The sequence below is a fragment of the Chitinivibrionales bacterium genome (genome assembly GCA_035516255.1).
GTDB lineage: Bacteria > Fibrobacterota > Chitinivibrionia > Chitinivibrionales > FEN-1185 > FEN-1185.
Genome location: DATJAL010000016.1, coordinates 36,090 through 55,751, shown reverse-complemented (window position 1 = coordinate 55,751; position 19,662 = coordinate 36,090). Strand labels below are relative to the sequence as shown.

The window sequence follows — 19,662 nt, the reverse complement described above, 5'->3', positions numbered from 1 at the left end:
TACATTACATGTTGAAAAATCCTGCGCAAAATTCTCTTTATTCACGGGCCATCCCGCACATAGTTTTTTTTACGTTTTATTTCCTCTATTTTTATTTCATTGTTGATCCGCAGCTTCGCTTTTTTGCCCACACGACGTTGGGCGACCTTCATCTTTTTACCCAGAAAGAGGTGCTGCTGATCGACCTGTGGAAAGCGCCGTGCCAGCTGAGCCTGCTCTGCGCCGATTTCATCCTGCGCTATCTTGTCTTCGGATGGGCCGGGCCGGCGCTTTTTACGGTCTGCGGCATTTGCCTTTTCTGGATCACGACACTTCTGGCATCCTCGACGACCGGCGCGAAAGCAAAGGCAATTCCTTATCTCCCGGTTTTGATGATCCTTGCATTGCCCCTGGAACATGATTTCATTTACGCCAATCTGCTTCCTTTTTTCCTGGCGCTTGCCCTCAGTGTCCTCTATGTCAATTTGCCCAAATCGTCGATGATACGAGTCCCTGTTTTCATTGTGTTTGCGGCAGTGGTCTATTTTGTCGGAGAAAATGTCTTTTTCATCTATTGCGCCATTTGTCTTCTTCATGAAATCTTTGCCGGGAAATCCATTTTGAAAGTGTCGCTCATTGTCGTCATGAGCGCTTGCATTCCGGCCGTGGCCCGCCTGGTTGTCTGGCCCACCGGGCTTCCGAGAATGAACTCGCTTTCGAATTATTTATGGTATGACTGCTCCACAAAAGATTATATCACCCTCTACGGTTTCGCTTGTTCGGTTCCCTTCTCCATGCTGCTTTCGTGGATCATAAAACGGGCGGATCAGGTGAGTTTACTTGCGAGAACGCCGGAAGACGCCCCGGATGCGGGCGCTTTTTCGTGGCGCTCGGGGACCCTGTTTTGTGCGGCCGCCGCCCTTGTCGGCGCGGGTTTTCTTCTTGACAGGTTTCTTCACGCCTACTTGACGCTGATACCCGTTACAGGCCCCCGGCTCTGGATCCACGAAGCGACCATGACCAATGCACCTGTAGGATATGGGGTTCTGTTTTTTATCGAGATCATCCTCTCTTTATCCGTTTCATTGTTGATTTACTTCCGGTTTTCACGGATGCGCGCTGCGATCAGGTTTGTGGCATTCTTTCTGCTTTCCCTCTTGACAACTTATTTTCTCGGCGCCTATGTTCTCATTTTTGCATCGGCGTGCATCCTCGGTGAATGGCACCTGAATAAAAAGCCGGTGCGGATCATGATTCTTGGTATCACGGCACTCGCGCTGTCATTTGTTATTACCCTTATTGCACAAAAAGCATGGACGCAGGCCTTGATTCCGTTTAACCCGTTTTTATTGCATGCCGAAACCAATGAGGGGCCCTGTGTCCTGAGAATGATGCAGTTTTTTCCGCTCCTCATGGTTGTCGCCGGTTGGGGAATTTCCTGGAGAAAATTCCACTTAGACAAGGGCCTGGTCATTCCGGCAAGGGAGCAAAAACCGCCATTGCGTTTTACAACCGCTTTGTCTGATTTCCTGGATCGTCCCTTAAAGCGGTCCGGCGTCGCCATCACAAGTTTGCTCATGCTTCTTGTCTTAGGGTTGGTGGCTGCCGGTGTCACCTTTGATTTCGAACGGCATGCCAGGTTCCGTCTCAATTACATGGCGAGGACCGGACAATGGGACAAGGTGCTTTGGGAGGCGCGGTATCTGGGCGAAAAATCGCTGAACGCCAATGTCCGAATGGACATAAACCGCGCGCTGTTTCAAACCGGACGGATGAGCGACGATTTTTTCATGATCCCCCAGAATCCGAATTACGTTCTTCCCGGCTTGGAAGACGCGCATGTTCGCCTGCAGTATGTCGAGACATGGCTCGAGCTCGGCCTGATATCGCCGGCGGAGGAGGAGGCGTACAACATCCTGGCCGAGGCAAAACATCCCCTCATTCTCCTTCTGCTGGCCAAAATCCATTGCGTGAAAGACCAGCCGAACACGGCGCGGGTGTTTCTGAGGGCCTTGGAACAACAGCCGGGATGCGCCGCATGGGCGGAACCGTACGAGCGGTATCTTGACAATCCGGCATCCGGGCCGGCCGCGCCGGAAATCAAACGGCTCCGGGAGCAGGCCTTCAGGGGCAGGCAGCTCATGGGAAACAACACTAATGTCCTGGCCCTGCTCGAAATACTCCTCAAGGACAATCCCGGCAACAGAATGGCCTTCGAATATTGGATGATTTATAATTTGCTGTTCCTCAGGGAGAAGAAGCTCGCCTCTTCTTTACATCTGCTAAACGATCTGAACGTGCCCGGTTACCACCGGCTTTACCAGCAGGCATATCTGCAGATGAACATGAGCGGTGCGCCGCAGTTCAAAGTGGATTCGATTGCCATCGAGCCGGCCACAAAACTCTTGTACGACAGGTTCATGGGCGCCTTCCGTAACCGCGATCCCAATGCGCCGCCCCTCGACGCGGTGTACGGCTTCCGGAATACCTATTTTTACCTGGATCTATACCTGGAATCGATGCGGAACAATGAAAACAATAAAGATTAAAACAGCATATTTATTGCTTCTTTGCATCGGCGCCGCGGCCGGCGGCATCCTGTTTTTTTTATTGTCTGTTCCGCCGAAACCCGACCTGCGGTCATGCGAGGTGGTTTACACGGTGCCGCGGATCAAGCCAGATTATACCAACGTCACCGTCCCTCCCAACATCGCGCCGCTCAATTTCCTGATTGAGGAGCCGGCGGACGCATACTTTGTACAGTTCATGGGGCAGGTTGGCGAACCCTTTGCAGTCGCCTCGAAAACGCCGGCGGTCAAAATTCCTTTCGGTAAATGGAAAAAGCTGCTCTCCGGCAACGCAGGCCAATCATATCGGATGGACATATATGTCAAAAAGGAAAAAAAATGGACGCGGTTTGTTTCCGTTACCAATGAAATCGCCAAGGAAAAAATAGACCCTTACTGCACCTACCGGAAACTCTCCACGCTGTTCTTCAACCCGAATCCCGAAATGGGATTATACCAGCGAAACATCGAGAATTTCGACGAACGGCTCCTGCTTCACCGGCGGCAGATCAGGAATTACTGCATCAACTGCCACACCTCGGGAGCGGACCGGACCGAGACCATGCTGTTTCACGTGAGGCGCTCCCACGACCGTGGGCCCGGCATGGTCATCATGCACAAGGGAACCGTGCGGTTCGAGACCCGATCAATGACGCCGCGCGGCCTCATCTCCCTCACCAGCATCCATCCCGACGGCACGGTGATGGCTTTCGCGGCTGTCAAGATGGGCTTTTTCTCGTTCATCGGCAACAAGAGCAACGACGACCGGCTGCAGTTCGAATATTCGGCGGACCTCGGCCTGTACGACATCGCGACGGGCGAGATCAGGTTCATTCCGCAATTGTCAACGCCGGACTTCAACGAGACGTGGCCGAACTGGTCGGGCGACGGCAGATATCTTTATTTTTCGCGGTGCCCCGTGATTTGGCCCATGCCGAAGCTGAAGGAAGAACGGGTATTGCCCGAAAATTACAAAGACGTGAAATACGACCTCATGCGGGTTTCGTATGACGGGGCGACAAGAACGTTCGGGGAACCGGAAACGCTGCTCACCGCCCGGCAGACCGGGAAAAGCTGCCTGCAGCCGAGCGCCTCCAACGACGGACGGTTCGTGGTGTTTTTCCTCACCGACTACGGCGTGTTTCCCATCAACTGTCCCGAGGCCGACATGTATCTCATGGACACCAGGACCCGCGCCTACAGCGCAATGGCCTGTAACAGCCCGCAGGCCGAATCGATGGTGCGCTGGTCGGCCAACGACCGCTGGATCATGTTCGGCTCAAAACGCAGGGACATTATGTTTACGCGGCTCTACTTTGCTTATGTTGATTCGAACGGCCAGAGCAGGCGCGCCGTGGAACTGCCGCAGGAGGACCCCATGGCCGCCGAGACCGACCTCAGGCTTTTCACCACCGGAGCGTTTCTGAGCGAGCCGCATCCTTACCCCACCGAAGATCTGGTCAATGCAATTCTGGACGTGGAAAAGAATGAAAAAGCGAGTGAAGCTTCGAAGCAAGAGGGCGGAAGGATTCCGGGCGAACAGGGACGTTAATGGGCGTTTCCAATAAAGATAAGAGAAATTGATTTGGCGGAAGGAGTCTCTCTCCGGCCGCCGGCCACCGCCGCCGCAAAATGCCGCACATAACGTTAACGTGGCGGCATCGCTCAGTCGGGCATTCCCAAAAACACACGTGATCGCGCAAATATCACATTGACGTATGGGATCCGGCGCTCACTTCTTACCGGCAAAAACAACCGCGTTCACCGGGGAGCACGACGGGGTTTGCGCGCGCGAAAAGGCGTCCAGCGGCACCAGCTGCGGAAATTCTCCCATCATGAGGCCGTCATCAACGGTATGCAGGTCGGAAAGCGAACCGCAAAGTTGGGCCACGGCATCATCTTTGAACACAATGAACGAGGCGCCAAAACGTTTCCAGAAATCAATGCCGGTTTCGAGAGCGCCGTCGTCATGCGCGACGCGTCCGAACAGCAGGACCTCCTGCGGCCGGGCATACATCGGCCGTATCGTCTGGATGGCGAGATTGACCATGTAGGCGGCGAGGCCGCTGTAGTAGAGGATGCGGTCGCTGACATTCGACAGCAGGTCGATAAAAAAAACATGGCCGGCATCGAGGTGCGTGACGAGCAGCGCCCGGATTCCGTTTGGCCCGTCGATGGAAACCGTGACATTAACGTGCCGGCCCGGCACCACTTCAAGCGTGGTTTGCACCGCATGCGCGCCGGTGTGTTCCCAAACGTATACGCACGGGGGTGATTGAGATGAGTCAGGTTTTTGCGCTTGCGCCCCGACCCCTGCAGCATGTGCTTCTTTTACCATACAAAAGTTAGACAGCGGTTTTACTGATTTTGTTTCACCGCCGCATCGATGCCCGCTTTCGCACCACGGCCTCCTCAGAAACCGGCTTCGCCAAGAAAAGGGTCCAACGCTTTATTTCATTATAACAACATGCCGTTCCAAATGGGTGCTTCCGCTGGAGAATCGGAGTAGGTACAAACCCGGCGAAAGCATGCCGAGGTTCCACACGATTTCGCTTCCGTCTGATCCCTGCGCCGTCCGGCAATATTTTTGCACCATTTTTCCCGACGCCGTGAACAGATCAAGTGTTGCCTCACGGCCGCTTTTAATTGCGGCCCTGACAACGGCCGTGCCGCGGCGGGCATTTGATATTGTCAAGTTACCGGGCGCGATTTCCCGCGCCTTCGGGCTGATCACCGCCTGCGGCCCGCCGACAATGGACTTCATCGCCGCGTACTTGTAGTTGCGGTTCGGATTTGCAATGTCGTCGGTGAGGCCCCAGCACCCGTAGCGGTTGTACCCGCTGCTCAGGGTGAACTGCATGGCGAGCAGCCCGCCCAGGGCGAGGAACGCCGTGTCGTAATTGTATTTGAGCAGCTCGCCCATGCCCGCGTCGCGCTCGGCAAGGATGCGGTTGGCGATGTTGGTGGTGCTGCCGCCGCCGTGGTCGGGCCCGCCCTCGTAGGAGACGAAGCCGCCGGCGAGGCTCCACGTTTTTGCCTGGGCGATCCACTGCATGCGGCCCGCCTCGTTGACCTGGCCGGTCTCGTCGATCTGGCTCTGGATGTCGGCGTGGCAGTCGGAAAGGATTTTGGCAACGCTTTCTCCCGTGTCAACGCCGCCCGTGAAATACGTCTGACAACCGATCGCGTAGAGGTAGTTTTTCGGCGGGCCGAAGGCCGTGTTGACATACTGCAACATGGGCTCCACCCACCATTTGAGCATGGGCTTGTGGCTGCACAACACCACGCGCACCCGGTTGTTGAGCGCGCCGGGTCCGAACACGCTGTCGAAGGTCATGGCGAGCGACACGGTGCGGCGCGCGTGGTTCTGCTGCTCGGTGATCCCGAGCGCGGCGGCCCAGGCCTGGTTGTAGGCGGTCTGTTCGTAGCCCGGCGCCGTGTTCCACACCTCGTTGCTGCTCTCCACGTAAATGTTGAGACTTGACTTGAGGGAATCCTTGAACAGCTGCGCAAGGCGGCGCACGTAGCCCGCGTCCGCAGAGATCGGCACGTTGATCCACGCGTCCTTGTTCACGGTGTTCGCGATCTGGATCACGTATTCCCACGCTCCGCCGTCGGGCTTTCCGATCGGCGCGATGGCGGTCTGTCCCGCGTCGGAAACGAGCTTGCGCTTGCTCCACGGCGTGGTGCCGGGATACGCGGGGTCAATGCCGTTGGGGTTGGTGAACGGCATGAACCGTATCGCGGCGAAATTTATTCCCGAGAGAGCGGCGAGAAAATTGTCGGTGAAAACCTTGGACGTGCCCAACGGATATCCCGGATGGCTCATGACAAACCGCGTGAACCCGCTGCCGGCCGCGCTCGCCGGGGCGCGCTTCGTGCCGGTGAACTCAAGACAGATGAACCCGCCGCCGGGCGCGGGCGCGTCGGTAATGACAAAATCAAAGGTTGTGGCATTTGACAAGGAGTCATACGCGAGGTTCTGCACCGTTCCCTCGCCCGTGCTGCGCACGCTCGCGCGGCCGGTAAGGCCGCATTTGTACGTTCCGCGCAGGTCGAGATGGTACGACGCCGGGTCGTCCACCGTGCCCGCCCACTCCGCCACCGGCCGCAGGTCGAGCACGAAATTGGCGTCGCACGCGGGCCAGCCCGACGAATCAACGTCGGCCGTGGCGAGGTCGGCGCCCGTGCCGACCTTGGTCCAGCGGTAATTCTCCTTCGCGATATCGACAAAGGTGCCTCCGCGCTCGGGGAGACTGATGTTGATGCCGAGCTGGCCGGCGAGGGAAGTCAGGACAAGCAGGGCGACGATGATGAATGATTTTTGGATTTTCACGACAGCTCCTTATTTTTCTTTATGGCTGATTGGAAAACCATCGTTAGTAATGTAAAATATTTTCGATCGGGCGAGACGAACTGCTTCTATATTGTATAATATATCATCAAAGAATTGACTTTATCATTGAAATTTCTCTCGAACCCATCAAATCAATACTATTTTTCTTACTGGAGGCGACTTCAATGAACCGCAGAAAATCAACTTCATCCGGATCGACCAAAAAAGAAAAAGGCCGCCAGGTGTTCGGCGCCAATGCCGACGAGATGCTGGCGAAAAAGATAATCGCCCATTCAAAGGAAAGCGCCGGCGGCGGCAAGGCCGGAAAACAGGTACACGGCGCCGCGCCGAAAGAAGCAGAAACTCCAAAGCCCGAATTCACCTACCGCACTCCTGAGGAAAAACGCCGCTCCAAAACAGCGGGCTACGGCATCGCCGCGCTGGCGTGCCTGTTTGTCCTCGGCATCATAAGCTTTCTCTGGGCAAAGCTGAAAAAAGACTGATCCGTGAGACTGCTCGTCCTCGCCGACATCCACGCGAAAACCGCTTCACTCGCCTCGATTGCGGAAGAACTTGCCGCGGCCGACGCCGTTCTGGCAGCGGGCGACATCACGCATTTCAGCGGCAGGGAAGCCATGCTTGCCGTGATCAACGAAATAAAAAAATATTCCCCGTCGTTCTACGCCGTGGCGGGCAACTGTGATAAACCCGAAGCGGGCGCCGCGCTCGCTGAAACCGTTTACGGCATAGACAGGAAAATCGCAAGCGTCAAGGGAATACCCGTTGCGGGCATCGGCGGGTCGCTGCCGTCCCCGCTGGGAAAAACGCCGAACGAGTTCGCAGAGGCGGATTTTAAACGTTTTCTTGATCAGGAACCGTTTGCGTCTTGTGAACCGGGCGCATTCATTTTTCTTTCGCACCAGCCGCCCTATGCCACCAACGTTGACAAGGCGTGGGTCGGCGGTCATGTCGGCAGCAGGGAAATAAGAAATTTCATTGAAGTCAAAAAGCCCTTTTTGTGCGTCACCGGGCATATTCACGAGTCGCGGGGCGTTGATGTAATAGGTGATACGACGATCGTGAATCCGGGCGCGTTTAAAAGCGGGAATTATGCGGTGATCGAGGTAGAGGGTGGAAGGGTGAAGAATGTTGTCTTGAAGAAAGTTTGATGATGGTCTTGCCGGATCAAATATTCCACCGGCATAATGCAAATCCCTCATGCTTTTCTGATTATCACCTTGTCAATATCCACTTCATTAAGCTTCTTCCAAGCATTTCCTAAAATGTTTCCGATATGCTCCACCGGCCATGCCGGCGTCTGGCCGAAAAAAATGCACAGGTAAGATCCTCGATGACTGTAGGCGATTCCGCCCGGAGGAATCGACGGCACGAGTTTCCCTTTTTCATCACGGGAAATGGGTATCGTTCCATACAATTACCCGCCCCAGGCGGTCAATTCGACCGTTGCCGGAAGGATCTTGACAAGCGCACCGCACACCGGCAGGTCAAAAAGCTCTGCGCGCAGTTCGAGCGATCCGAAATCGAGGATTATCTTTTCGGGCATCTGAAGCATCCCTGAACATGGTCGTTCACCATTCCCACCGCCTGCATGTGCGAATAGCAGATGACCGGGCCCACGAAGGTGAAGCCGCGTTTTTTGAGATCGGCGCTCATGGCGTCTGAAAGCGGCGTCCGGGCAGGTATGTCTTTCCAGGTTTTGTACGGCCGCTTCGGCAGCACGGTCTTGCCGTTTGTAAAACGCCACATATAATCGGAGAACGTGCCGAATTCCCCGAGGACCTCGATGAACCGTTTCGCGTTGTTGATCGCTGATTTGATTTTAAGCCTGTTGCGGATGATGGTCTTGTCCGCCATGAGCCGCTTGATGTCTTTTGGGGTATATTTTGAAATTTTTACCCAGTCCCAATTGTCAAACGCTTTCCTGAAATTCCCGCGCCGCTTGAGTATGGTGATCCAGCTCAGGCCGGCCTGAAACCCTTCAAGGATGAGCATTTCGAACAATTTCTTGTCATCGTGGACCGGCATGCCCCATTCGTTGTCGTGGTAGTCAAGGTAAACAGGGTCCATGCCGGCCCACGAGCACCGTATCGGTTCTTTTTTCATGTCATTAAGATACGCTTCGGATGACAGGCATTTCCACTATTTTGATCTGATGAAATTGATGAATGGATGGCCGCTTGATTCAAAGAAAAAAAATTTCATTGTTCAATAAGCGACATATGGTGCAAGTGTCATTCCCGCGAAAGCGGGAAAACGACTGTGACCGCATGCATGACTAATGGAGTTTGGGTTCTCTTACCAATCCATGCTTGAATTTTTGACTGGACTCCCGCGTCCGCGGGAGTGACATTCGTTATCCATTTACGCTGATTAATATCACGGAAAAAACATATTTTAGGTGGGAGCCATAAAGTTCATCAAATATAAAAAAACGCATGCGCTCAAAATTGATTACAGGCATATTGGTTTTTACCGCTCTGGCCATCAGGCTTGTCTATGTTTTTATTCTTCCGCCCACGCAGACGGTTTCCTTTCGCCTCGAAGGTCTTAACGACGAGGCCTCGCACCTCAATTACGTCCATTACCTCGCGAAGCACAGGGAATTTCCGGTCCAGCGCCACCATGCGCGCGAAACCGACTCGTTTGTCAGAAACGAGTTCGAATACTATCAGGCGCCCGCGTATTACCTTCTCGGCGCCGCGCTCGAGCTCGTGGTCGGAAGAAACCACAGCCTCCTTGCGTGCCGGCTGCTGTCGTTTATTTTCGGGGCGCTGTCGCTGCTTGTCATAGCAAGAATTTTTACGGCGCTGTCTTTTCCCGCCGGCGTCGGCACCGGCGCCGTGCTGTTCACGGCATTCCTCCCGGTCCATGCTTACTTCTGCTCCGTCGCGTCAAACGACGCAATGAGCTGGCTCATTGCACTGCTGATCGCCCCTGAAATTATCCGCCTGTGCGGATTGGGAAAGGAAATGCCCGCACCGGAATTGCGGCGGATTGCTGTCTATTTGGGTCTGCTGCTGGGAATAGGCATGCTCACGAAGACCTCGCTCATCCTTTTTCTTCCTGTCATCATCGCGCTTTTTATATACCGGCTGTTAGTGTCGCGCAACGTTCAATGGCTTTTTTCACTCTGCGCCGCGCTCGGCATCGCCGTTGTTCTTGCCGGACCATGGTACCTGCGCAACCTCGGCGTGTACGGCTCGCTGTTCGCCTTTGGCGTGGGGAACGGCCCGCCGCAGTTCTTTCTTTTCACGCCGCGCCAGTTTGTCCGCTTTCTCAAGCTCGCGCTGTACTGCTTCTGGTTCCCCATGCAGCATGTGCCCGCGTCGCACGCCGTGGGTGCTTTCTTGTGGTTCGAGGCGGCCGCCGTGCTCGCCAACGCGGCGCTTTTCGCCGCATACATGGTCTCCAAAAAGAAAATTGCTTTATGGGAAATATTCCTGGCCAGCCTTTTGCTGCTCAACATCGCGGCCTACATCAATTACAACCTGCACTGGGACAACGCCGACGGCAGGTTTCTGTTCCCGTCGCTCGCCGCGCTGCTTGTTTTTTTCTGCGTTCCATTGTATCATTTCTCCGAAGGGCGGAGGTGGCGGCGGGTGGTGATGCCGGTGCTGGTGGGTGAGGCGCTGGTTCCTTATGTTTTGTTGCTGCTGGTGCCGTAATCTTTTTTCCTCAATGATGATCATGGATGAATCAATGGCTCACACTTTTTTAACCGCTAAAAGGATTGTCTTGCCGCTTGTCAATCTCAGTTTGATCATCTTTTTCCTGCCCGGTTGCGGCATCCACCGCTACGAAAACCCCGCCATCATGAAAAAACCGGTCCCTGCCGCCCCGAATGAGTATGAAACGATCATCGCGCCGCTCGACAGCGAGCTCGTGCCGATCGGCAAGCAGCTGTTCTTGTTGAGAAACGACGTGGCCGACATGAAAAACAAGCTCTGGGACGGCGGGTCGAACCAGCGCATCAACAGGATCGACAACAACATCGACACCGCCAAGAAGGAGATTTCCGCGCTTTCGAGGATACGCAAGGAGCTCCTCAATACGATATACTACATCGATCCCGGATACGTGGAGGCGGAGGTGGTACCTTACAAAGGGGAAAAAACGAATTATAAAAAGGGGAACGCGCCCGTCATCCTCGTCACGCTCCAGGACCAGCGGGCATACCTTGACGCAAGGGAAAACGGCGAGAGACTGTCGGAGACCATCGAGTACAGGCCGCTCATCAGGATGGCGATGAAGCAGTTTGAGAGCCTGCCCGATTCGCTCAAGCCGAAGATCCAGCCCATCGGCTCGCCCGGGCCCGTGCGGCATTTGGAACCGTATACGCCTCCCAAGGCGCCCTAGCCTGATGTAATCAAAAATTCATTGCAAAGAGCGAACTCAATAAGGCTCCGGCCGGACCGTTCTCAGTAGGCGACACCTTCCTTGCGGCTTCTGAACCATTTGAGATACAAGTCCGGTTCGGAAAAATCCTGCCCCGTGGTTTGGACGAGAAACCCGCGCGCATTGGACTGCTCGAGGCTGTCGCCGAACCAGAGCTGTCCGATTGCATTGATGATTTTGATCCGGTCTATGGCCTCGGGCCAGACCTTTTCGTTCCAGCGGGTCTCGGAGAATCCCGACGAATCCCAGATGGCCCTGTCGAACCCGATGGAAATCATTTCGGCCCTCACATTGGGGCTGCTAAAACCGTTGAAATACATTTTCTCCATTTCTTCCCTGAATTCCCTGGTGTCAAGCCTGCCGGCGATTGTGCCGCCGTTGGCGCCGACCCATTCTTTCCATTGCTGCAGCACGAGGGCCGGCTGGCTGCTCTTGAACCACGGCTCCGGATCCGCGGGCATGCCGAAGTCCTTTCCGCAAAGGTAGCGCAGGCTCCTGATGGCGGCCAGGTACTCCTTCCAGAGCGCGCCGGTCGTGTCGCGGCAGGCGGAGTCCATCCGCGCGATGCATGCGTCAAGCACCATTCTCGAATGGACCGCGCTCAGGATGTGCGCGTAAACGGCGGGCTTGGTGCGCGCCACGTTGCCGTCGTACCGGTCGGCGGGCAGGCGCATCGCCCGCAGCGGCGCGCCCTCGATGAAGAAATCGCCGGTTCCGACCTTTTTGGCGGCCGGCGGCTTGAGCGGGTGGGCGCGGGGATCAAACGGAACCTGGTTGACGGAAAGCACCTGCGCGTCGCCGTATGCCTTTTTCAGATAGTATGCCAGGAAATATCCCATGGTGTTCGTCGCGTACCGCAGATGGTAAATGTTCTTGTCTGTAAAGTTCTTGATCAGGTGGCCGTTTCCGTAGAAGATGACCGCCTTGGCGTCGGCGCGGTTCGCAAGATGTCCGGTGATCGCGCGCGCGAGCAGGCTGTCGCGCGCATGGAAGAAGAAATCGGATTGGGCGATCGTCAGCTTGTAGTCGGGTAGATCGCGGCCGTATTCCGGCGTGGTTTCCGGGCCGAACAGCTCAAGCGTGATTTGTTTTTGCAGGGGCGCATGCGCGTTAAGGCTGTCGGTCCTGACGGCGATCCGCCTCAGGTCGCAGAGGAATTCCATGCCTTCCATGGTCCCGTGTGGGGCAAGCACCGTGGATTGAAAGAGCGGCTTCGGATCATTGGTCCTGATGAAATCCTTTATCAACGCAATTTGCGCGCTGTCCCTTTCAAGTACCAAAACGATCTTCCGGTCGACATCCGCGTCCTTCGCTGCCAATGAAACCCATTTGTTAAGCAGCTGGACAAGGGAATAATAGGGAAGGGGCTGGCCGTGCCCGAAATCGCCGAACATCAGGATACGCCTGGACCTCAGGTCGTTCAGCAGGTACTCTTCGGGGCTCGTGTGGATTCTTTTCAGCACCTGGCCTCCGCAGGACGCGAGGCCCGCGGCAAAACAGGCAAGAAGCACAAGCAGCAATTTTTTTGGTTTCAAGGTGCGTCTCCGGTTTCAATGCGATTTTAACATGGGGGAAAACAGCGCGGACTCAGGAGCGCCTGCGGAGGCGATTGATCTTTTCCCACAGCGCCTGCGCGAGCGTGAGGTCCTGTTTTGCGGTGATCTTGAAATTGAGCGGGTCGCCCGGTGCGATGCCCACGGGTATTCCCGACGCTTCCATGAGCATTGCCTCGTCGGTGGGGGGAAGGGGGAAAAATGCCGCGTGGCCGAGCGCCTCGATCAGTTTGGCGCGCCTGAACAATTGGGGCGTCTGCACGCGCGCCAGTTCGTTTCTGTCAAGTGTGTCACCTGCGCGGTCAGCGGTGAATTTTCTGACCGTGTCAACCTCGGGCGTCGCGGCGATGACGGCGTCATATTTCTGCGATCCGGCAATCACCGAGTCAATGATTTCCGGCGACACGAACGGACGCGCAGAATCGTGTATCATGACCCATTCCGCCCGCGAAGCGTCCACGCCGTTTTTCACCGACTGCCAACGGTGTTCGCCGCCGGGTATAATTTCGATTTCTTTTTTGACAGGGCACTTTTTTATGATGCGACGGGCCCGCGAGATCATATCTGATGGAACGACGAGAATAATCCGGTTCATCGAACCATGGCGGCAGAACGTCAGGAGTGAATGGACGAACAGCGGCCTGTCGCCAAGCTTTACAAATGCCTTGGGGGTTTTTGCGCCCAGGCGCTTCCCGCTTCCCGCGGCGACGATAATGCAGTCAATGTAGTCATTTTTCATGATTATTAATCCAGCGATCTGAGTACAGCGGTCACCAGTTAGATTTCAGCTGTCAGCAATCACCGGTCAGTAAAAATTAGATTAATGTGTCTTTTATTAATTCTGCCATTTGATAGATGCTAATCGTTTGTCCGTAGCCAGTCGAAGGATGAACGCCCAGGGTTCCCCTCCTTAAAGCTCAGGGTAAACTCGCCTCACCGCGAGCGGTGTGATTCAAACAAAAAAATCCGTCCTCATCAATAACTCTTAACTCTTCACTATTCACTCTTCACCGTTTCTCTGTGCCTCTGTGTCTCTGCGGTTATTTTTTTTTCTTTCCCCTTTCCACAATCCCCGCCACCTTCATGGGCAGCCCGAAAATCCTGATGAACCCCCGCGCGTCCTTCTGGTCGTAGAAATCGGTGTCGGTGAACGAGGCGAGGTCGTGCAGATACAAGGATTTCGGCGAAGACGCGCCCGCCGGGCAGATGTTTCCCTTGTACAGCTTGAGTCTCACCGAGCCGGAAACGTTTTCCTGCGTCTTGTTGACAAACGCGTCAAGCGATTCCCGCAGCTTGGAGAACCACTGGCCGTAGTACACGAGCTCGGCGTATCTAAGGGCGACCGCTTCCTTGAAATGCAGGGTGTCGCGGTCGAGCACGAGCCGCTCGAGCTCGCGGTGCGCGGCATAAAGGATGGAGCCGCCCGGCGTTTCGTACACGCCCCGCGACTTGATTCCCACGAGCCTGTTTTCCACCATGTCGGCGTGGCCCACGCCGTGCAGGGCTCCGATGCGGTTGAGCTCGGTGAGGAGCTTTACAGGGGATAACTTTTTTTGGTTCATCGAGACCGGCGTGCCCTTCTCGAACCCCACGGTGACATACTGCGGCCTGCCGGGCGCCCTTTCGATGGTGCTTGACAGAGTGAAAACGTTGTCGGGCGGCTGCCGCGACGGGTCTTCGAGCACGCCGCCCTCGTGGCTGATGTGCCAGATGTTGCGGTCTTCGGAGTAAATCCGTTTTTTCGATTGCGAAACCGGAATGTTCCGCGCTGCGGCGTAGGCGAGGCAGTCCTCGCGCGAGCGGAGCTTCCACTTGGGGTCCTTCCACGGCGAAATGATCTCAAGCGTGGGGTCGAGCGCCATCACGGTGAGCTCGAACCGCACCTGGTCGTTGCCCTTGCCCGTCGCGCCGTGCGCCACGGCCTGCGCATTTTCCCGGTGCGCGATCTCGACCGCGCGCTTCGCGATGATGGGCCGGGCAAAGCTCGTGCCCAGCAGATAGCTTCCTTCGTACACCGCGCCGGTCCTCAGCGTGGGGAAGATGTAATCGGTGATGAATTCCTCGCGCAGGTCTTCCTGGCAGTATTTCCATGCGCCGGTTTTGAGCGCCTTTTGCCGCAGGCCGCTTGTTTCCTCCGCCTGCCCGACATCGGCGCACATGGCGATGACCTGGCAGTCATAGTTTTCCCTGAGCCACGGGATCATGATGGAGGTGTCGAGGCCGCCGGAGTAGAGCAGGACGACTTTTTTCATGGGAGAGCCTTTCAAAGTATAATGATGATGCTTGACGACGTGTGGATGCCAGTCCTATCTACCGCGCAGAAACACCTGCGCAGAAATAATATCTTTGTTTGATTTGTCAATTATAAAATACATTCCCGTTGCAAAAGTTCCGACGGGAATCAGAATCCGCGCGCGTTCGTTGCGGATAAAAGTCAGGGGAATTGATCTGCCGGCGCAATCCACCATCTGCAGATGGTCGGTCGGCTCTCCGCGGATAAAGGCATAGGTGTTTTCCGATGTCCTGATCCTCCACAAGGGTCGTCCGTCGGGCGCTTGGACGGGCGCGAAGCGGACCCCTGCCATTCCCGAATCGCAATTGATGATGTCCCCGAGAAAGTCGCTGATCATGGTCACGGTCGTGTCCATGTCGGCCGAGATGGCCGGGAAACCGTGGCCGGTGCCGTCGAAGAGCCGCAGGCCGCTGTAGATGCCCACATGCTGCGCGCGGCGGTACAGGGGAGCACTGCCGTACACGTGGAGGATGTTAAGACCGTATCCCCAGAAAATGCTGCCTGTATCATACGGCACAACGCTGTCCTGCAGTCCGTGGAAGCTAATCACGGGCGCGTCACCGCGGTTCATCCACAACGTGTCGCCGATGGCGCCCCAGCAGTTGATCACCGCGCTGATGCGCGACGAGTAGCCGGGAGTGCCGCTGTTTCCCTCGATGTTTCCCAGTGCCGAGGTGTCTATGGCGGTCCAAACTTCGCTTTGGTCAAGATAGGCATGGTGGATCGCGGTGAACGCGCCCGCCGACGTGCCGCCTTCAAAGATCAGTGACGTGTCGATGCGCCAGTCGGTTGCATGAGCCCTGAAGAACCGCACCGCGGCCTTGGCGTCCTGCACCGCGCGGTAATTCGCACGCTCAAAATAGTCGGCCTTGGGCGCCGTGATGGACTCGATGCCGAGCCGGTAATTTATCGACGATGTGACATAGCCGCGGCGGCCGAACTCGGCGCACAGCCTGAGTATCACATCGTCGGAGGCCTTGTCGCCGGTGATGAACGCGCCGCCGTGGATCAGCACGAGGAGCGGCCGCTTCTGCGCGGTGTCACCCCGGGGCTGGTACACGTCGCAGCGCAGGGTGTCCATGGCACCGGTCAGGTCGATATTTTTACCGTACACAAGGTCTCGCGTTGTGTCAAGACCAGAAAACACCGGCGACAGGTATTTTCCCGAGCACGCGGCATGGCAGGGCTGCGCGGCAAAAAACAGCGCCGCGCATGCGCACACGAAAATGATCCGTGCGGTTATAGCTTGCATTCGACAAGCACCCGCTCGAAAATAGAAAGCGCCGTTGAAATGTCTTTTTCCTCAACGATGAGCGGCGGCATGAACCGCATCGTATTGTGCTCGGCCTTGATCACCAGAAGGCCCTTTTCCCTGCACTGCGGCACAAGCTCCTTGGGATCGCTCTCCATTTCGGCGCCCACGAGAAGTCCCATGCCCCTTATTTCCTTTATGGAGGGATGCTTTTCGGCGATGCCAGCAAGGCCCTTTTTCAGCAACTCGCCGTTCTTCTTGACATTAGAGAGAAACACCGGCTGTGTGATGATGCTGAGCGTCACACAGCCGAGCGCGCACGCCAGCGGGTTGCCGCCGAACGTGGTGCCGTGGTTTCCCGGGGATATGGCCGCGGCGATGTGCTCCCTGCACACCGCGGCGCCGAGCGGCAGTCCGCCGCCCAGGGGCTTTGCGGCCGCGAGGATGTCCGGGACAATGCCGTATTGCTCGCAGCACCACAGCGTGCCGGTCCGGCCCATGCCGCATTGTATCTCGTCAAAGACGAGCGCGATTTTCTTCTGGTCCGCATAGTCCCGCAAAAACTGCAGAAATTCCTTTGCCGCAGGATTGACCCCGCCCTCGCCCTGCAGCGGCTCCACGATGATCGCGGCAAAGTCGTTCTTGTCAAGAGCTGCCTTCGTGCCGGGGATGTCGTTGAGCGTGGCATAGTGGAAACCCTCGAGCAGTGGGCCGAACCCCTCGTGAAAATGTTCCTGCGCCGTGGCCGAGAGCGCGCCGTAGGTCCTGCCGTGAAAACCCTTGTAAAAGGAAAGGATATGGAACTTGTCCTTCGAAATCGCGCTGGCCCATTTCCGCGAGAACTTGATGGCCGCCTCGATCGCCTCGGTGCCGCTGTTGCAGAGAAACACCTTGCCGCCGAAGGTTTTCGCGGAAAGCAATTTCGCGAGCTCGTACTGCGTCTGGGTGAAATACAGGTTCGACGTGTGGATGAGCAGCGAGCCCTGCTCCTTGAGCGCGGCGACAATGGCCGGATGAGAGTGGCCGAGTGCGTTGACCGCGATGCCTGATCCGAAGTCGAGATACTGCCTGCCGTCGGCGTCGTAGAGGTACATGCCCTGGCCCCGGACAAACGGCGAGCCGCTCCGGGAGAAGGTGGGGACGAAGACGTCGTTATAATCGGTATGTTCCATGATTTCCTTATTTTATTTGATTGGTTGATTTTTTCTGATTACCCCAGAATCACTTCATAATGACGGTGCCGCTTGATGTGTCCGGCTTCATTTCTTTTTTAAACGTGTCTTTTCCATTCCATCCGCAAATATGAACCTGCCTGACCCCGTTCTCCACCGATTCCTTTGCCCCTCTTACCTTCGGCATCATGCCGCCCTTGATGTGTCCCGCGGCAATGAGGTCTTCAACTTCTGACGTTTTTATAGTATGCCGAACCTTTCCTTCAACCAACACCCCTGCCACGTCGGAAACAAAAACCAGGTGAGCCGCGTGCAGCGCCTTTGCGATTTCGCTCGCCGCGACGTCCGCGTTTACATTGTAGATATTCCCGCTGTTGTCCCTTGAAATCGGCGACACGACAGGCACAATGCCGTTTTTGGCGCACAAGTCGATGATGCGCGTGTCAACGTGATCGATGTTTCCCACAAAGCCGATGTCCTGTCCCTTGATGGTCATGCGCGACGCGGTGAGAAGGTTGCAGTCTACGCCGCTTATGCCCAGTGCGTGCACGCCCGCGGTCTCAAGGCTATTCACCAACCGTTTGTTCACGTCGCCCGACAGCACCATCTGCACCGTGCCCACGGTCTCGGCGTCGGTGACCCGCATGCCCTCAACGAATTTGTATTCCTTTTTGAGAAGGTCGAGCTGCCTGCCGATGTCCTTGCCGCCGCCGTGTACGATCACCGGAAAAAAGTCCCGCAAAATCGCCGCGATGCTTTTCGCGAAGTCCGCGCAAAAGCCCGTTGCGTCGAGCGTCGAGCCGCCAATTTTGATACAAACGGTTTCCACTTAACTTCCCTTTTTTTCTTAATAGATGGTTTTAAGTCGAAAGGTGGAAGTTGAAAGCAAAGACCATGGTTTGTTTTTAACTTTCAACTCTCCACCTCCAACTTCCAACTCTATTTTGTCTTTCTCCGTGCTCTCCGCGTCTCCGTGGTGATGTTTTTTAAAGCAATCCTGTGGTCTCCGGGAACCCGAACATGATGTTCATGTTCTGCACGGCCTGGCCGCTGGCGCCCTTCACCAGGTTGTCAAGCGCCGACACCGCGATCACGGGCCGGCCGTTTTCCCCGTCCGTAAAGGTGATGTCGCAGAAGTTGGTGTGCGCCACGCCGGCGATGCACGGCAGGTCCTGCGGCTCGCGCATCCGGATGAACGGCTCGTTCTCATAGGCGTTTTTCACAATGTCAAGGCATTCGGCCGCGGTCTTGTTCACGCAAAGGTAAATGGTGGAAAGAATGCCCCGGTTGGTCGGCAGCAGATGCGGCGAAAAGGTGATGGTCACGGGTTTTTTTGCCGCAATCGAAAACTCCTGCTCGATTTCCGCGATGTGCCGGTGCGCGTGGCCGATCGCGTAGGCCGAAAAATTTTCGTGCACCTCCGCAAAATGGCTCGTGAGCTTGAGCGACCGGCCCGCGCCGCTCACGCCCGACTTCGAATCGGCGATCACGAGCGACAGCTGCACGGCCTTGTGCTTGAACAGGGGCAGCAGCGGCAGCATGATGCTTGACGAATAGCAACCGGGGTTGGCCACGATCTTCGCCTTCGCGATCCGGTCCCGGTAATGCTCGCACAGCCCGAACACCGCGTCCTCAAGGAGCTCCGGGCAGGGGTGCTCGGTCTTGTACCATTGCTCGTACGCCTTCGGGTCCTTGATCCGGAAGTCCGCGCTCAGATCGACGACCCGAACGTTCCTGGTGATGAACGGCATGAGCATGCCGGCCGAGGTCGCGTGCGGCAGGCAGGAGAAAACGCAGTCAACGCCGGTGTCGAACGTCTTGTCGGGCGCCATCAGCACGTCGTCGCAGACGCCTTTTGTCTGCGGAAACACAGCGCTCAGTTTCTGGCCCGCGTACGACTGCGACGACACAAAGGCGATGTGTACGAATGGGTGCGACGCAAACAGTTTGACCAGCTCGATGCCGGTGTAGCCGGTCGCGCCGAGAATTCCTACATTTATTTTTTTTGACATAATGTAAAGTCCTGATGTTTTTTTCTTCCAACAGGTTTAAATGCCGCTATAAAATAATTTACCCTTTGCGCCAAAGTAACAG

The 19,662-nt window shown here is 56.1% G+C and carries 18 protein-coding genes; 6 read left to right on the top strand and 12 right to left on the bottom strand.

The features are described from left to right. The first annotated feature begins 8 nt into the window (after positions 1-8). Complete coding sequence (locus tag VLX68_05320) at positions 9-2,528, top strand: DUF6057 family protein (protein ID HUI91653.1); 2,520 nt, start codon at positions 9-11, stop codon at positions 2,526-2,528. Then, on the top strand, positions 2,509-4,098 hold the full coding sequence (locus VLX68_05315; protein ID HUI91652.1) for a hypothetical protein: 1,590 nt from the start codon (positions 2,509-2,511) through the stop codon (positions 4,096-4,098). The genes VLX68_05320 and VLX68_05315 overlap by 20 nt, the downstream gene beginning before the upstream one ends. 180 nt (positions 4,099-4,278) lie before the next feature. On the opposite strand, the gene VLX68_05310 is transcribed toward VLX68_05315, so the two are convergent. Then, positions 4,279-4,776 (bottom strand): hypothetical protein, encoded by a 498-nt coding sequence (locus tag VLX68_05310; protein ID HUI91651.1) that lies wholly within the window; start codon positions 4,774-4,776, stop codon positions 4,279-4,281. 219 nt (positions 4,777-4,995) lie between these two features. Continuing rightward, complete coding sequence (locus VLX68_05305; GenBank protein HUI91650.1) at positions 4,996-6,882, bottom strand: T9SS type A sorting domain-containing protein; 1,887 nt, start codon at positions 6,880-6,882, stop codon at positions 4,996-4,998. 185 nt (positions 6,883-7,067) lie between these two features. On the opposite strand from VLX68_05305, the gene VLX68_05300 reads away from it, so the two are divergent. Together VLX68_05300 and VLX68_05295 are read left to right on the top strand one after the other, a co-directional pair. Next, positions 7,068-7,385, top strand: coding sequence for a hypothetical protein (locus VLX68_05300; protein HUI91649.1), 318 nt, complete (start codon positions 7,068-7,070; stop codon positions 7,383-7,385). A 3-nt stretch (positions 7,386-7,388) separates the two neighbouring features. Beyond that, entirely contained in the window at positions 7,389-8,051 is a 663-nt protein-coding gene (locus VLX68_05295) for a metallophosphoesterase family protein (GenBank protein ID HUI91648.1), read from the top strand. A 47-nt stretch (positions 8,052-8,098) separates the two neighbouring features. Here the strand turns inward: VLX68_05295 and VLX68_05290 are convergent, their stop codons facing one another. The 3 genes from VLX68_05290 to VLX68_05280 are packed head-to-tail and all read right to left on the bottom strand — an operon-like array spanning position 8,099 to position 9,006. Continuing rightward, entirely contained in the window at positions 8,099-8,317 is a 219-nt protein-coding gene (locus tag VLX68_05290) for a cyclophilin-like family protein (GenBank protein ID HUI91647.1), read from the bottom strand. Next, positions 8,318-8,446 (bottom strand): hypothetical protein, encoded by a 129-nt coding sequence (locus VLX68_05285; GenBank protein ID HUI91646.1) that lies wholly within the window; start codon positions 8,444-8,446, stop codon positions 8,318-8,320. Beyond that, the gene (locus tag VLX68_05280; protein ID HUI91645.1) at positions 8,431-9,006 is read right to left on the bottom strand and encodes a DNA-3-methyladenine glycosylase I; all 576 of its coding nucleotides are present in this window, start codon (positions 9,004-9,006) and stop codon (positions 8,431-8,433) included. The genes VLX68_05285 and VLX68_05280 overlap by 16 nt, the downstream gene beginning before the upstream one ends. Before the next feature lie 332 nt (positions 9,007-9,338). On the opposite strand from VLX68_05280, the gene VLX68_05275 reads away from it, so the two are divergent. Together VLX68_05275 and VLX68_05270 are read left to right on the top strand one after the other, a co-directional pair. Then, complete coding sequence (locus VLX68_05275; GenBank protein ID HUI91644.1) at positions 9,339-10,568, top strand: hypothetical protein; 1,230 nt, start codon at positions 9,339-9,341, stop codon at positions 10,566-10,568. A gap of 34 nt (positions 10,569-10,602) precedes the next feature. Next, the gene (locus VLX68_05270; protein ID HUI91643.1) at positions 10,603-11,259 is read left to right on the top strand and encodes a hypothetical protein; all 657 of its coding nucleotides are present in this window, start codon (positions 10,603-10,605) and stop codon (positions 11,257-11,259) included. A gap of 62 nt (positions 11,260-11,321) precedes the next feature. Here the strand turns inward: VLX68_05270 and VLX68_05265 are convergent, their stop codons facing one another. The 7 genes from VLX68_05265 to argC all read right to left on the bottom strand — a co-directional run bounded on the left by VLX68_05265 (position 11,322) and on the right by argC (position 19,580). Beyond that, the gene (locus VLX68_05265; protein ID HUI91642.1) at positions 11,322-12,833 is read right to left on the bottom strand and encodes a hypothetical protein; all 1,512 of its coding nucleotides are present in this window, start codon (positions 12,831-12,833) and stop codon (positions 11,322-11,324) included. Positions 12,834-12,885: 52 nt separating this feature from the next. Continuing rightward, positions 12,886-13,590 carry a 2-C-methyl-D-erythritol 4-phosphate cytidylyltransferase gene (ispD, locus tag VLX68_05260; GenBank protein ID HUI91641.1) on the bottom strand — a complete coding sequence of 235 codons (705 nt, stop codon included), beginning with the start codon at positions 13,588-13,590 and terminating at the stop codon, positions 12,886-12,888. Positions 13,591-13,891: 301 nt separating this feature from the next. Beyond that, positions 13,892-15,103 (bottom strand): argininosuccinate synthase, encoded by a 1,212-nt coding sequence (locus VLX68_05255; protein ID HUI91640.1) that lies wholly within the window; start codon positions 15,101-15,103, stop codon positions 13,892-13,894. A gap of 54 nt (positions 15,104-15,157) precedes the next feature. Beyond that, entirely contained in the window at positions 15,158-16,396 is a 1,239-nt protein-coding gene (locus VLX68_05250) for an alpha/beta hydrolase (protein ID HUI91639.1), read from the bottom strand. Next, complete coding sequence (locus VLX68_05245; GenBank protein ID HUI91638.1) at positions 16,384-17,568, bottom strand: aspartate aminotransferase family protein; 1,185 nt, start codon at positions 17,566-17,568, stop codon at positions 16,384-16,386. Before VLX68_05245 ends, VLX68_05250 begins: the two co-directional genes overlap by 13 nt. A 49-nt stretch (positions 17,569-17,617) precedes the next feature. Beyond that, positions 17,618-18,397: an acetylglutamate kinase gene (gene argB, locus VLX68_05240; protein ID HUI91637.1), complete on the bottom strand. Its 780-nt coding sequence runs from the start codon at positions 18,395-18,397 to the stop codon at positions 17,618-17,620. 157 nt (positions 18,398-18,554) lie between these two features. Next, complete coding sequence (gene argC / locus VLX68_05235; protein ID HUI91636.1) at positions 18,555-19,580, bottom strand: N-acetyl-gamma-glutamyl-phosphate reductase; 1,026 nt, start codon at positions 19,578-19,580, stop codon at positions 18,555-18,557. Between the last annotated feature and the right edge of the window lie 82 nt (positions 19,581-19,662).